We start from the raw sequence: 14,486 nt of genomic DNA on the forward strand, positions 1-14,486 counted from the left end.
TTTTTTGGTTGATTATTTTTATTTGATTTATTTGTGTTTTTAATGCTCTAAAAAGTCGATTAAATGTTTACGATACTTATAATAGTCATCATGTTCTAAAACAGATTTTCGAGTACGAGGACGTTCAAATTCTATATTTAAAACATCCCCTATTTTTGCTTTTGGTCCACTTGTCATCATCACTACACGATCTGCTAAAAAGATAGCTTCATCCACATCATGTGTAATCATAACTGCAGTAATTTTTTCCTTATTCCAAATTTCTATAAGTATATCTTGTAATTCTCCTCGTGTTAAAGAATCTAGCATCCCAAAAGGTTCGTCTAACAATAACACTTTTGGTTTAATAGCAAAAGCTCTTGCAATACCAACGCGTTGCTGCATTCCTTGCGATAAATCTGCCGCTTTTTTATGAAACGCATCTTCTAAGCCAACTTTCTGTAAATAATATTTAGCAATATCGTTACGCTGTGCTTTTGTTGCATCCGGAAAGACTTGATTAACACCTAACAATACATTTTGAAGAGCCGTCATCCAAGGCATTAAACTTGGCGATTGAAAAATAACACCACGATCTGGTCCTGGGCCTTTTATACGGTTACCTAAAACAGAAATACTGCCTCCAGAAATTTCATTTAAACCTGCAATCATAGACAACATTGTGGTTTTACCACAACCAGAATGCCCTATTATAGTTACAAATTCTTCTTTCATGATTTTAAGATTTAAATCCTCCAGCACCACATAATCTCCTTTAGGCGTTGGATATACTTTTTTAAGCTGATTTAAATCTAACATGACATTAGCCGAAGGATAAATGATACCATTTTCACCAGGTACAGTAGGCTGTTTTATTATAGTTGATTTTAAATTCATAAATTAAATTTTAAAAATGTCCGACAAAACTTTTAGGTTGTAAATCTGGTAACACATACTCTTTTTGAACATCAGATTTTCTTTGATTCCCTATATCCATAAGGTATTCGATAATTGCATTACGTGTAGATTTAAAATTAGGATCATCATTCAACGCCGTTTTATCTCTCGGACGATCTATATTAATTTTAAACTCTGGTCCTAAGGTTGCATTAGGCCCTGGACGTAACGGAATAATACGGTCTGCCATATAAATGCCTTCATCTACATCATTAGTAATTAATAAGGCCGTACGTTTTTCTTTTCCCCAAATATTTAATATTTCATCTTGAAGATTTCCGCGAGTCAATGCATCTAAAGCGCCTAAAGGCTCGTCCATAATAATCATTTCAGGTTTCATTGCTAAAGCTCTAGCAACAGCGACACGTTGGCGCATTCCTCCAGACAATTCATTTGGGCGCTTATTCATAGCAGGTGTTAAGTTTACCATCTCTATATAATCTGCAACTAATGCATGCAATTCGGATTTACTTTTCTTAGGAAACACTACTTTTACCGCCATATAAATATTCTGAGCTACCGTTAACCAAGGCAACAACGAATAATTCTGAAAAATCACGCCTCGCTCATGGCTGGTACCAGAAACTTGTTGTCCTTTAAACAACACCTCACCACTTGTAGCAGTAATAAGTCCATTTATTAAATTGACTAATGTTGTTTTTCCGCTACCTGTAAATCCTACAATAGCAACAAATTCGCCTTCTTCTATAGATAAATTAATGTTGGAAAGTACTTCGGGAGCATCGTCTGCATGTCCGTACGTTTTACATATATTATTTAATTCTAAATACGCCATATCTTATTTTTTTTCAGATTAAATACCTTCGTTTTTATTAAAAGACACTGCATTTTGAATGGTTAACATGATTCTATCTAATAAGAATCCGATAATACCAATGACAAACATGGCTACAATAATTTTTGAATTTGAATCGTTCGCACCATTCTGAAACTCTTCCCAAACAAACAATCCTAAACCTGGACTTTGCGCCAATAATTCAATTGCAATTAACACCATCCATGCTACGGATAACGTAATTTTTAATCCTGTAAAAATTAATGGTAAAGACGATGGTAAAATAACTTTAAACACTTTTTGTATAGGGCCTAATTTTAAAACCTTTGCAACGTTTATATAATCTTTATCTACTGAAGACACCCCCATAGCTGTATTTACTAAAGTGGCCCACATAGAACATAACCCTACACTTATAAAAGAGATAATAAAAGAACTATCGTCTGTAGAATCTATTAAAATGGTTTTCACAATCATGAATACTAATAAGTACCAAACTACTGGAGATACAGGTTTAAAAATTTGAATAAACCAATTAAACGCACTTCGCAATGTTGGACTTAAACCAATAAGTATTCCTAACGGTACAGCAATAATTAAGGCCAATAAAAAGCCTGCAAACACTGTTTTTAAACTCATTATTATCTGATCGATAAACGATGGTCTCCCTGTATAGGTTATCGGATCTAAACCAGAAGCAATACGTTCTGTGTTTAACACTTCTGTTTTTTCTTTAAACGCTGCTTTATCTGCACTAATCGCATTATGATCTTTTAATAACGACTTATAAGAATCCCAAACCTGACTTGGCGCAGGCAAGGTGTTAGGCTGACAGCTTACATCTCCAGAAGCAATACATGCTTTCATCTCATCGGCAGCAGCTGGACCTTGGTCGGTTAGTGCTTTTTCTACTTTAAAATTAGCTTCTCTTTGATAAAGTGCTTTTGCGCCTAAATGCCACATTCCGATAAATAATAGAATAGACGCCAGGGGCACAATCACTTTTCTTAAAAAGCTTATAAAATCTTCTCTTTCTAAATTTCCTGTGAATAGGTCTTTTAAAGTACTTAAAAATCCTAATCCCATAAATTTGCTAACGCGTCCTAAGGTTATGCTCTGCTTCATGATTATGTACTTAAATGATTTGAAATTATTGTATTGGTTGATCTTTATTACCTATAGAAAAACTATTTATATACTCAATAGGTTTTTTTGCATCGAAAACAGTACCGTCTATAAAATCTGTAGTAGCTGGCTTATAACCGTCTGTTGCTGGAATATCTTCTGCAGGAATCTGTCCTTCTTCAACTAAAAGTGTTGCCGCTTTTTTCCAAATATCTGGTCTGTAAATATCTTTTATTGTTTCTCCATACCAATCTGCCGACTTAGCTTCATGAATTTGTCCCCAACGACGCATCTGTGTTAAGAACCAAACACCATCTGAATAGAACGGATATGTCGCATTGTATTTGTAAAACACATTAAAGTCTGGCATATCACGTTTATCGCCTTTTTCAAATTCAAATGTTCCCGTCATAGAGTTAGCAATAACCGCTTCGTCTGCTCCAACATATTGAGACATCGATAAAATTTTCACAGCTTCAGCTCTGTTAGACGGTTCGTCTAACCATTTTCCTGCTCTAATTAATGCTTTAGTCACTGCAATGGCTGTATTAGGATTATCTTCCACAAACTTTTTAGTCATTACAAAAACCTTCTCTGGATTATTCTTCCAAATATCATAGTTTGTCACTACCGGCACTCCAATACCTTTAAATACAGCTTGCTGATTCCAAGGCTCTCCCACACAATATCCATAAATTGTTCCTGCTTCTAAAGTCGCTGGCATTTGTGGCGGAGGTGTAACAGACAATAACACTTCTGCATCTATTTGTCCCTGAACATTTTCTTCTGTATACATTCCTGGGTGAATTCCTGCTGCCGCTAACCAATATCTGATTTCATAATTATGTGTAGATACCGGAAACACCATTCCCATTTTAAATGGTTTTCCAGAATTTCTGTATTCTTGAATTACTGGTTTTAAAGCTTCTGCTTTTATAGGGTGAACTGGTTTTCCTTCAGAATCTTTTGGTACATTAGGTTTCATTTTAGACCAAACATCGTTAGATACTGTAATTCCGTTTCCGTTTAAATCCATTGAAAAAGGAGTCACTAATTCTGCTTGTCTTCCAAAACCAGCACCAGCAGCAATTGGTTGCCCTGCTAACATATGAGAACCATCTAATTGACCATCAATAACACGGTCTAAAACATTTTTCCAATTAGATTGTGCTTCTACAGAAACATACAATCCTTCATCTTCAAAAAATCCTTTTTCTTTTGCAATAGCTAAAGGCGCCATATCTGTTAACTTTATAAAACCAAAAGTTAATTGAGGCTTTTCAATGTTTAATGTTTTCGTTTTAGATGTGCTTTCAACAACGTGTTCTGCAACTGCTTTTTCTTTTTCTTTACCACCGCAAGACCCTAGCATGATCGCCAAAGGCACAATAAGTATTGATTTTTTAATTAGTGCTTTCATATTATATTGGTTTCAATTATTAAGTATTAATACTTAGTTTTAAACAAATATATAAGTAGTATTGAATATACAAGATGATTTACACCATAAACCAAACGCTTTTTACACCATATAAAAACCTGACAAAACACATGTTTTAAGTTTATACAATTGAAATACAGTGTTTTAAACATGAAAATCAAATAAATAAAAATTGGAAAAATATAGATATTACTACGTAAAAAAACTTCTAAAATTAGAACTACGTAGAAAATTTGACTTTTTAATAAAAAAAAGAAATGCTGAAGAGGTTATATAAAAATGAGAGAAGGATAAAATGAAATTAACTATCCAGAAAGAAATTATGAGCACTAATCTCATTTTTCAGACCGTCGATATCATAAATACCAATTTTTTTACCACTGGCAATGATGAGTTTTTCCTTTTTTAAAGCTGAAAAAATTCTAATAATTTGCTCATCGGAAGTTCCTGTATAATCTGCGTATTCTTTACGACTTAGCGGAAGGTTTAGAAATCCGTTAGTAGACCCGAATTTTCTATTAATATAAAGTAACATGTCCGCCACACGTTCTCGAACAGTCATTTGAGATAAAGACTTTACTTTGGCTTCACTCCTATTTAGCTCGTTAGCGTAAAACAGCATCATATCATAAGAAAAACGTGGATTTTCATACAAAACCTCCTGTAACATTTGCTTAGAGAAACAACATAAAACGGTATGTTCTAAAGCAATTGCACCAATAGAATAACTATCAGCCGTACCAAAACCACGATGCCCTATAATTTCACCATCATTAGCGAAACGTACAATATGTTCTTTACCATTTATGCCCGTTCTAAACACTTTTACTTTACCCGATTTTACAAAATACAAGCCATTTACGGGAGCACCTTCAATAATAAACTGCTGCCCTTTTTTAATTTGCAGTGTACTTTTATGGTTTACAAATTTAGATTCGGAAAGAGTCTGGTAATTTCGCTTTATTAAACAAGAAGAGTTCATACAGGCTCCGCAGGACACACTAGAAGGTGTCAGTTTTTGAAAGGATCGCTGTGAACTATTTAAAGGCATAAAATTAAGTACTTAATACAATATTAAGTAATAATACTTAGTTTATTAGCGATAGCAATCATTTTTATGATTTTCTCAAAAATCTAAAAGCAATACACACAATTCTTTACAGTAAAAAAGAAATACTATTAATTTACTAACTAGAAACGCTTCTTTATTTATCTATTAAGAGTTGCAAAATTTAATCTGTAGCATATTTCATTAAAAATTAGCACAAAAAAATCCCCAACATATACATGTTGAGGAGTTTTAAAAATTATATTAAAATCAGGAATTAGTTTCCTTTTTTATAATCTTCTAAAAATTTAGCTAAACCACTATCTGTAAGTGGGTGCTTTAATAAGCCTTCAATAGAACTTAATGGTCCAGTCATAACATCTGCTCCTAATTTAGCACAGTCAATAACGTGCATGGTGTGACGTACTGAAGCTGCTAAGATTTGAGTTTCGAATGCATAGTTATCATAGATATGGCGAATTTCAGCAATAAGGTTTAAACCATCTGTAGAAATATCATCTAAACGCCCAATAAATGGAGACACATATGTTGCACCTGCTTTAGCTGCTAATAAGGCTTGTCCTGGAGAAAATACTAAAGTTACGTTTGTTCTAATTCCTTTTTCAGAAAAATATTTACACGCTTTAATACCATCTTTAATCATTGGTAATTTTACAACGATTTGCTCGTGTAATTCAGCTAAGGCTTCACCTTCTTTAATCATCCCTTCAAAATCTGTAGAGATCACTTCGGCACTAACATCACCTTCAACAATATTACAAATATCTACGTAATGTTTTAAAATATTATCGTGTCCTGTAATACCTTCTTTCGCCATTAAAGACGGGTTAGTTGTAACACCATCAAGAACGCCTAATTCTTGAGCTTCCTTAATTTGAGCTAAATTTGCTGTATCAATAAAAAACTTCATTATTCTATAATTTAATTATAATTGTATATTCTTGGTTGCTAATTTACAACAATATGGACGTTAAATTTATCATTTTAAAGAAATAACATCAAAAATTTACGTAAACGTTTACTGACTATAATTTATAGTGATTCAGTAACATTTTCTCGTATACCTTGTCTGGTAAAATTCGTTTTAACACAATAGAAACCTTTTGTATAAATTCGCCTACCTTATAATGTATTTTAGGGTCTGGCGTATTAATGACTTTAAAAATAGCTTCTGCCATAATTTTAGGATCTTTCCCAAAATCGACATGACTATCCATAAGTTTTAACGTATTCCCATACGGTACTTTATACGGCGAATCTTCTTGAATTGGAGCATGAAAACGTCCTGCTGCAATATTCGTTGCAAAATCGCCAGGCGCTACATTTGTCATTTTAATATTGAAACTTTTAAGTTCCATTCTATAAGCTTCTGTCACTAATTCTAAAGCACCTTTACTTGCACTATAAATACCGCGATATGGCAAGCCCATGTATCCGGCAATTGACGTTACATTTATAATTAATCCGTTTTGCTGCTTACGCATTTGTGGTAAAACCGCTTTTATAACTTGTAATGGTCCAAAAAAATTAGTGTCGAAATGACTTTTCATTTCATCTAGAGGAATTTCTTCAATTGGCCCTGTTATTCCAACTCCTGCATTATTAATTAACACATCTAAACGGTCTTCTAATTCTAAAAGCGATTGCACACAACTAGAAATTGTAGAAGCATCTTTTACATCTAATTTTAATATGGGAAATTTACTTGAAGTATAATGTTCTGGAGATCGGCTTGTGCCATACACTTTAAATCCTTTTTCTGATAAAAATTCTCCTATAGATTTTCCTATTCCTGAAGAACCACCTGTAATTAATACTACTTTAGACATAAAACTATTACTCTATTTATGTGGGCAAAAATACAATTTAAATAAGGGAAAAATGAAGAGAAATTTAGGAAACTATAAGGCATAAAAAAAGGCAAGCTACCTACATCACACCGCTACGACCATTTACCTTTGCTGCGTTCCCGCCCTGGAGGATTCAACAGGAGCTGGTTGTGTAGGACTTGCCGGTGCAAATATACATTCTTTTTATTTTTACACAATGATTTTTTTAACTGATTTTAAATAAATAAATTGCTTAAAATTAAATATTACAAATGAAACCTAGCAACATACTCTCTATCATATTTTTAAGTGCTGCATTAATTTCTTGCGGTAGTAGCTCGAATGATAAAAAAAGTGATTTTTCTTTAAAAACTAATGCTCCTGGCAATGGCATTTCGCTTCATGAAGACCTAAATCTGTCTATTAAAAATCCGAAAAACCTTCAAATCGATTCGATAGCTTACTATATTAATGACGCTAGAATTTCAGAAAACACAAATCTTAGTCAACAAAAACTAGGAAAACAAAACATTAAAGCCATCGTTTATACCGGCGGAGAAGCACAAACGATAACGTCGCCTTTACTTATTTTAAACGACGAACATCCAAAAGTATATACTTTCGAATTACTTAACACCTATCCGCACGACATTACATCATACACCCAAGGTTTAGAATTTTATAACGATACCATGTATGAGAGTACAGGACAATACAAAGAATCTAAATTGAGAAAAGTAGATTATAAATCAGGAGATATTATAAAAAACGTAAACTTATCCGACGAATATTTTGGAGAAGGTTTAACTGTATTACATAATAAACTATACCAACTAACCTGGCAAAAAGGTACTGGTTTTGTTTACGATGCAAATACTTTAGAAAAACAATCTAGTTTTAAATACAACAACAGTAAAGAAGGCTGGGGACTTTGTAACGATGGGAATGTACTTTATAAAAGTGATGGTACAGAAAAAATATGGATACTAGATCCAGAAACTTTAGAAGAGAAAAGCTTTATCCAAGTGTATACCAACAAAGGAAAAATTGGGCGTGTGAATGAACTAGAGTGGATTAACGGAAAAATATATGCTAACATTTACCAGAAAGATGGTGTTGCAATTATTAATCCGAAAAACGGGGCTGTAGAAGGTGTTATCGATTTTACACCATTAAAAAAGAAAGTGACACAACACCAAGGTTTGGATGTGTTAAACGGAATGGCCTTTAATACAACAACTAAAAGCTTATTTGTTACAGGAAAACGATGGGACAAATTGTTTGAAGTAACTGTAAAGCCTAAGAAGTAATTCATGAAAACATTTGAACTTAAGGTTACTGTTACCGAAGATGATTTAGACGAATTAAACCATGTAAATAACGTGCGCTATGTACAATGGCTTCAAGATGTAGCCAAAGGGCATTGGCAACATTCTGCTACTCCAGACATGCAAGCACAATATGTTTGGGTGGTTTTAGAGCATCATATTTATTATAAAGGTGAAGCGTTTTTAGGCGATCAGTTACAACTTAAGACATACATAAAAAAATCTGTTGGAGTTAAATCTATTCGTGTGGTAGAGATTTATAATCTAGATACAGATAAACTCTTATTAACATCAGAAACACATTGGTGTTTAATCCATGTCGATACCAAACGTCCAACACGTATCCCTGAAGCTGTCAAGAATATATTCATATAATTTAAATTGACACAAAACCAAAATCAATTAAATCTCAATTATCGTCTAAAAGTTATATTTTTACCTAAAACCTATAAGAGGTCCTGTTTATTATTATGAAACGTATTTTCTATTTTATTTCTTGTTGTCTTTTTCTAACACTTTGGAGCTCATGCCGAAAGGATTTTGACTTTTCACCAAGTAATGGTACACTTACTTTTTCTAAAGACACCGTATATTTAGATACCGTTTTCTCTAATATTGGATCGAGCACCTACAATTTAAAAGTATACAACAACAGTGATAACGATATTGTAATTCCCTCTCTTAAATTAGCACTTGGCGAAGATTCTGAATACCGTTTAAATGTAGATGGTATGGCAGGAAAAGTTTTTGAAGACGTCGAAATACTGGCCAAAGACAGCATGTATATTTTTATTGAAACAACTATAGATTATAATGATTTCTCTAACTTAGAAAACACCTATTTATATACAGATAAAATTGAATTTGATTCTGGTACTAATGCACAAGAAGTAGATTTAGTGACTTTGGTAAAAGATGCTGTTTTTATTTATCCAAGTAAAGATGATGAAGGCATTGTAGAAACCCTAACCTTAGATATTAATGGCGAACAGGTTGAAACCACAATTCAAGGCCGATTTTTAACTGAAGACGAATTACATTTTACCAACACAAAACCTTATGTTATTTATGGGTATGCAGCTGTACCTAACGACAAAATTATGACTGTAGATGCAGGAGCACGATTACATTTTCATTCAGATTCTGGTTTATTTGTAAGCCAAGGAGCTTCGTTACAAGTGAATGGTGCTTACAGTAGTGATCGGGAAAATCTAGAAAATGAAGTCGTTTTTGAAGGCAATCGTTTAGAACCAAGTTTTTCAGACATTCCTGGACAATGGGGTACCATTTGGCTTTACGATGGTAGCATAAATAACAGTTTAAATTATGCCACTATAAAAAATGCAACCGTTGCACTTTTAAGCGAAGGTAATCCTAACGATAATAAACTTACACTTAAAAACACTCAAATTTATAACAGTAGTAATTATGGGGTTTTAGGACGAAACACCTCTATAACAGCAGAAAATATTGTAATTAATAATAGCGGACAATCGTCTTTTGCAGGAACTCTGGGTGGCCGTTATAATGTAACACATGCCACAATCGCAAATTATTGGAGCAGCAGTTTTAGACAATATCCTGCCTTATTAATAAACAACTACTTGATAGACGATGATGATACTGCATATTTAGCCGATTTATCTGAAGCTAATTTTAACAACTGTATTATTTACGGTAATGATAATCCTGAATTTGTTTTAGATGAAATTGAAGATGATGCTGTCGGTTTCAACTTTAAATTCACCAACTGTTTAGCTCGTTTTCAGGTATCATCTAGCAATAGTTATACTGGCGTTAATTATGATTTTGATGATACAACGCATTACGAAAACATGATTTTTAATGAAGATCCCGATTTTAAAGACAGTGCGAATAACGAATTAATTATTGGTGAAGATTCTAATGCAATTAACCAAGGTAATTCAATATATGCCAACCAAGTACCTGTAGATTTATTAAATACTAACAGAACTAATGCTCCTGATTTAGGCGCTTACCAACATACAATTTTCGAAGAAGAATAAAACGCTTTTAGTTTTCATTAATTAAATCACAATACCAAAATCCGGCTGCTTTAGTTTTATTATCTGGTGCAGGATATTCACGGTACGTCTTCTCTCCTATTGTAAACGGAATTGGTGCTTTAAACAATGGCCCATCGAAACAAAAGGTATGAAATTCTCCATTTTCTCCACAAGGATCTACAGCTTCAGGTAAAGCGTTAATAGCATCTTGATCTAATATAGTACCCACAAAATCTGCATCAAAAAACTTAGCATCAGCACAAACAACTATCGCTTTAAACCCTAAATCCAGAAACTCTGCCATAAGTTGTTTGGTATTGCGTTTCCATAAAGGAAACACACCTTTTATACCTACTTCTAGCAATTGCATTTCTCTATAAAACTTTAAGTCTTCTAAAAAAATATCTCCAAAAGCTGCATGTGTAAAATTTGCTGCTTTTAGTTTATTTGTAGCATCAGTCATAATCGCATTATAATCGTCCATGTCCGGCTGCTCTGGTAATTCGACATACTGAATCGGAAGTCCGATAGCTTCCGTTTGTGCTTCTAATAATTCTACACGTAAACCGTGCATAGATACGCGCTTATAATGTGAATTTACAGTAGTTACTAATTGTTCTATCTTATAGTTGTTATCTTGCATAAGCTCATACAACGCTAGAGCAGAATCTTTTCCCGTACTCCAGTTAAAATATGTTTTATTCATTCTTAAAGTTTAATCTACATACATGCTATTTGGAAATGGCTGAAGCATTTTACTATGGCTTACTTCTTTTAGATTAGACGTTTCTGAAGTCGTCATGATGCGTCCGGTTCCGGTAATATCACTAATAGCTGCAGCTAACAAAGGCTCGGAAACATCTCCCAGTTCGCCTAAGTTTCCGTAATCTTCTTTTAAATAAATATCCGGATCTAAACCATCAAAATAGTCTGTATTGCCATTAGCGTTAGACGATTTATAGATTAGAGGCTGCATAGCATAAGTATGTGTTGCATTTACTTCTGTTTTACTAAATGTTGGAGAATCGTATAACGTTCTTGAAGCTTGATATTTTCCAACAGTAACATCTCCAACCTGAACTACATCTATATAAGGCGTAAGTCCGTTTATAATAAGCTCACTCGCAGAAGCCGTACTTTGAGACGTAATGACGTAAACTTTACTAAAATTTAAATGATTTATAGACTCACTAAACGTAACAGAATTTGTAGTAGTTGTTTTTTCCATGATATCTACAAACGGATTTAATAAATCTTCTGGACTATTGGTTTCAAAATACGTTTGCCAATCACTATTCCATTCTTCCTTTACAAATACATCTCCAGTAAATTGACCTGTTATCATAGAAGCTAACCACGTTGCTGTACTTACAGAACCACCTGGATTGTAACGTAAATCCAAAACCAAATCTGTTATTCCTTCACTTTTAAATGTTCCAAAAGCCGCATTTAATTCTGAATCGAATGTATCTGTACCGGTAAAGCCGTTATACATTAGGTATCCAATTTTCTTTCCGTTGTTTTCAATAACACGCTGATCTAAAATGGGATTTTCAGTATACGTAGATTTTACTAAAGCTATTTCTTCTGTATTACTTTCAATCACATCATCTGTTGTTGTTACGGTTCCTTGATTATTATAAGTAGCCATACCTATAGTATAAGCGTCTGCTTCTAGAAGATCTATATTAGTATCTGATGACGAATTGTAATACAAACTTACACCGTCTACCCTATTAAAAATATCGCCACGTTTTACGCCTTTTAATTCGGCATCTGTACCTGGCAACACATAGCGCACATAACCAAAAACAACATCGGCTGTACCTAATTTTACCAATCCATATTCCATACCGTGTGTTGTAGATTCTCCACTAAAAGCTTGTTCTAAGGCAATATAATCGTCGGTAATCCAACTAAATCGATCTTCGGTATCTGTATTATACAGTAAACTATAAAATAAATCTTCTGGAGATGAATAATTATTTAAATAACTTTCATAAGCTTCATTAGATGCAAATCTATCATCATATAAATCTGGCACATTATCTTTATATAAGTAGTAGGTGTTCATCCCGCGCCAAACAAAATCATTTATATCTGAGACTGTTACAGGGAAATCATCTTCATCTTTAGCACAATTTGTGAAGCAAAACAGCAATACAAACAGGTAGAGATAAGGTTTTAAATCTTGCATATTTAATTAGGTATAATGGTTAAATTTACTTGAATTAACATCAGTTTAAAAATTTTTAGTAACAAATTATAAAATCAGTCGTCGTAATATTAAATAACCACAATTAGATTAACAACCGACCTTTAAACATGACTCAGTCAGAATTTTTAAATACCGTAATGCCTTTTAAAGATAAAGTATATCGTTTAGCAAAACGTTTACTTATCTCTAATGAAGAAGCCGAAGATGCTACGCAAGAGGTATTACTAAAATTATGGTCTAATAAAAAGAAGATGCAGTCGTATAAAAATGTTGAAGCATTTTCTATGACCATGACTAAGAATTTATGTTTTGATAAGTTGAAATCTAAGCAAGCACAAAATTTAAAAATTGTGCACAGTAATTACGAAGACCACAAAACAAGTATTCAAAAACAAGTAGAAGCAGTAGACAGTTTAGATTGGGTAGGAAAAATAATTGAAACGTTACCCGAACAACAACGACTAGTTATACAGTTAAGAGATATAGAACAATACGATTTAGAAGAAATTGCAAAAATGTTAGATATGAAAAATACAGCGGTTAGAGTCGCATTATCTAGAGCAAGAAAAACAATTAGAGAACAATTAACTAATACACATAATTATGGTATTAAATAATATAGAACACTTATTAGAGAAGTACGAAAATGGAGATACAACTTTACAAGAAGAAGCACAACTAAGAGCGTACTTTGAACAAGAAGATATTGCACCACATTTAGAAGTTTACAAACCTTTATTTGCTTATTTTAAAGCCAGTCAAGATGATACGTATACCAAAGACATTCCACTAAAAACTAAGAAAACAAATATGTATTCGTGGTTAACTGTCGCAGCTGTAGCCGTACTAATGCTTGGATTTTATTTTAAATCTTCTCAAAACGTAACCACTATAGACAACGATTTGGGCACTATACAAGATCCGCAATTGGCCTATAATGAAGTAGTAAAATCTTTAGAGCTTATTTCAAAATCTCTAAATAAAGGTGCAGCAACTGTAGGGTATTTAGAATCTTACAATACTGGTATGGCAACTGTAGGCTATATTAATGAATTAGAACAATCTACAAACATTATTTTCAAAAACAAAAATTAAAAAATTATGAATACGACTATAAATAAAAACCCAGAAACTATGACTAAAAAAATAATCTTATTTGCACTTATAATGGTCCTACTTCCTGCAAGCATGATGGCGCAAAGTATTTTTGACAAATACAGTGAAAATCCAGATGTAACCTATGTAAACATTAAACCTAAAATGTTTCAGATGTTGGCGAAGTTAGATATTAGCACAGACGATGCAGAGTCTCAGGCTTACCTAAACATGGTAAATAGCATTACTAGTTTTAAAACCATAATCACAGACGATAAAGCCATTGCTGCAGATATTTCTAAATGGATGACTTCTAAACAAGGTGGTTTAGACGAATTAATGGAAGTAAAAGATGATGGTCGTGAAGTTAAGTTTTATGTAAAAGAAGGACGCGATGCAGACCACGTAAAAGAACTTTTAATTTTTGTAAATGGTATTGGCAATTTAACCAAAGATGCTAACATTGAGATTAACGGCAAGAATCGTGAAATTGAAACCGTAGTTGCGCTTTTAACTGGAGATATAGATTTAAACGAAATCTCTAAACTTACAAGTAAAATGAATATTCCAGGTGGCGAACACTTAAAAAACAAATAATCCATTAACCTATAACCGAGTGCTT

15 protein-coding genes and 1 other RNA gene are annotated in these 14,486 nt (G+C 33.1%); 6 read left to right on the forward strand and 10 right to left on the reverse strand.

Annotated elements, in window-relative coordinates; genetic code table 11:
- Positions 1-39: 39 nt before the first annotated feature.
- The 8 genes from AST99_RS15400 to ffs all read right to left on the reverse strand — a co-directional run bounded on the left by AST99_RS15400 (position 40) and on the right by ffs (position 7,381).
- Positions 40-876, reverse strand: a complete 837-nt coding sequence (locus tag AST99_RS15400) for an ABC transporter ATP-binding protein (RefSeq protein ID WP_057783233.1) — start codon at positions 874-876, stop codon at positions 40-42.
- A gap of 10 nt (positions 877-886) precedes the next feature.
- Positions 887-1,732, reverse strand: a complete 846-nt coding sequence (locus AST99_RS15405; RefSeq protein ID WP_057783235.1) for an ABC transporter ATP-binding protein — start codon at positions 1,730-1,732, stop codon at positions 887-889.
- Positions 1,733-1,750: 18 nt separating this feature from the next.
- Positions 1,751-2,857, reverse strand: coding sequence for an ABC transporter permease (locus tag AST99_RS15410; RefSeq protein WP_057783237.1), 1,107 nt, complete (start codon positions 2,855-2,857; stop codon positions 1,751-1,753).
- A gap of 25 nt (positions 2,858-2,882) precedes the next feature.
- On the reverse strand, positions 2,883-4,277 hold the full coding sequence (locus tag AST99_RS15415; protein ID WP_057783239.1) for a CmpA/NrtA family ABC transporter substrate-binding protein: 1,395 nt from the start codon (positions 4,275-4,277) through the stop codon (positions 2,883-2,885).
- Between the two features lie 322 nt (positions 4,278-4,599).
- Positions 4,600-5,349: a Crp/Fnr family transcriptional regulator gene (locus AST99_RS15420; protein ID WP_057783241.1), complete on the reverse strand. Its 750-nt coding sequence runs from the start codon at positions 5,347-5,349 to the stop codon at positions 4,600-4,602.
- Positions 5,350-5,623: 274 nt separating this feature from the next.
- Positions 5,624-6,277, reverse strand: a complete 654-nt coding sequence (fsa, locus tag AST99_RS15425) for a fructose-6-phosphate aldolase (protein WP_057783243.1) — start codon at positions 6,275-6,277, stop codon at positions 5,624-5,626.
- A gap of 115 nt (positions 6,278-6,392) precedes the next feature.
- Positions 6,393-7,196: an SDR family oxidoreductase gene (locus AST99_RS15430; protein ID WP_057783245.1), complete on the reverse strand. Its 804-nt coding sequence runs from the start codon at positions 7,194-7,196 to the stop codon at positions 6,393-6,395.
- Positions 7,197-7,282: 86 nt separating this feature from the next.
- Positions 7,283-7,381, reverse strand: an RNA gene (gene ffs / locus AST99_RS18375) — signal recognition particle sRNA small type.
- An 87-nt stretch (positions 7,382-7,468) separates the two neighbouring features.
- Here ffs and AST99_RS15435 point away from each other — a divergent pair.
- The 3 genes from AST99_RS15435 to AST99_RS15445 all read left to right on the forward strand — a co-directional run bounded on the left by AST99_RS15435 (position 7,469) and on the right by AST99_RS15445 (position 10,551).
- Complete coding sequence (locus tag AST99_RS15435) at positions 7,469-8,506, forward strand: glutaminyl-peptide cyclotransferase (protein WP_057783247.1); 1,038 nt, start codon at positions 7,469-7,471, stop codon at positions 8,504-8,506.
- A 3-nt stretch (positions 8,507-8,509) separates the two neighbouring features.
- Complete coding sequence (locus AST99_RS15440) at positions 8,510-8,899, forward strand: acyl-CoA thioesterase (protein ID WP_057783249.1); 390 nt, start codon at positions 8,510-8,512, stop codon at positions 8,897-8,899.
- A 95-nt stretch (positions 8,900-8,994) separates the two neighbouring features.
- Positions 8,995-10,551: a hypothetical protein gene (locus AST99_RS15445; protein ID WP_057783251.1), complete on the forward strand. Its 1,557-nt coding sequence runs from the start codon at positions 8,995-8,997 to the stop codon at positions 10,549-10,551.
- Between the two features lie 7 nt (positions 10,552-10,558).
- Here AST99_RS15445 and AST99_RS15450 read toward each other — a convergent pair whose 3' ends face one another.
- Together AST99_RS15450 and AST99_RS15455 are read right to left on the reverse strand one after the other, a co-directional pair.
- The gene (locus AST99_RS15450) at positions 10,559-11,257 is read right to left on the reverse strand and encodes a Dph6-related ATP pyrophosphatase (protein WP_057783253.1); all 699 of its coding nucleotides are present in this window, start codon (positions 11,255-11,257) and stop codon (positions 10,559-10,561) included.
- Between the two features lie 9 nt (positions 11,258-11,266).
- Positions 11,267-12,748 carry a S41 family peptidase gene (locus AST99_RS15455; RefSeq protein WP_057783255.1) on the reverse strand — a complete coding sequence of 494 codons (1,482 nt, stop codon included), beginning with the start codon at positions 12,746-12,748 and terminating at the stop codon, positions 11,267-11,269.
- Between the two features lie 128 nt (positions 12,749-12,876).
- Between AST99_RS15455 and AST99_RS15460 the strand changes: the two genes are divergently transcribed.
- Genes AST99_RS15460 through AST99_RS15470 form a run of 3 tightly spaced genes read left to right on the forward strand, consistent with a single transcriptional unit; the run spans position 12,877 to position 14,461 of the window.
- Positions 12,877-13,386: an RNA polymerase sigma factor gene (locus tag AST99_RS15460; RefSeq protein ID WP_057783257.1), complete on the forward strand. Its 510-nt coding sequence runs from the start codon at positions 12,877-12,879 to the stop codon at positions 13,384-13,386.
- Entirely contained in the window at positions 13,373-13,864 is a 492-nt protein-coding gene (locus AST99_RS15465; RefSeq protein WP_057783258.1) for a hypothetical protein, read from the forward strand. Before AST99_RS15460 ends, AST99_RS15465 begins: the two co-directional genes overlap by 14 nt.
- 6 nt (positions 13,865-13,870) lie before the next feature.
- Positions 13,871-14,461 carry a DUF4252 domain-containing protein gene (locus tag AST99_RS15470; RefSeq protein WP_232301634.1) on the forward strand — a complete coding sequence of 197 codons (591 nt, stop codon included), beginning with the start codon at positions 13,871-13,873 and terminating at the stop codon, positions 14,459-14,461.
- Positions 14,462-14,486 lie beyond the last annotated feature (25 nt).

The organism is Formosa algae, from assembly GCF_001439665.1.
Lineage (GTDB): Bacteria > Bacteroidota > Bacteroidia > Flavobacteriales > Flavobacteriaceae > Formosa > Formosa algae.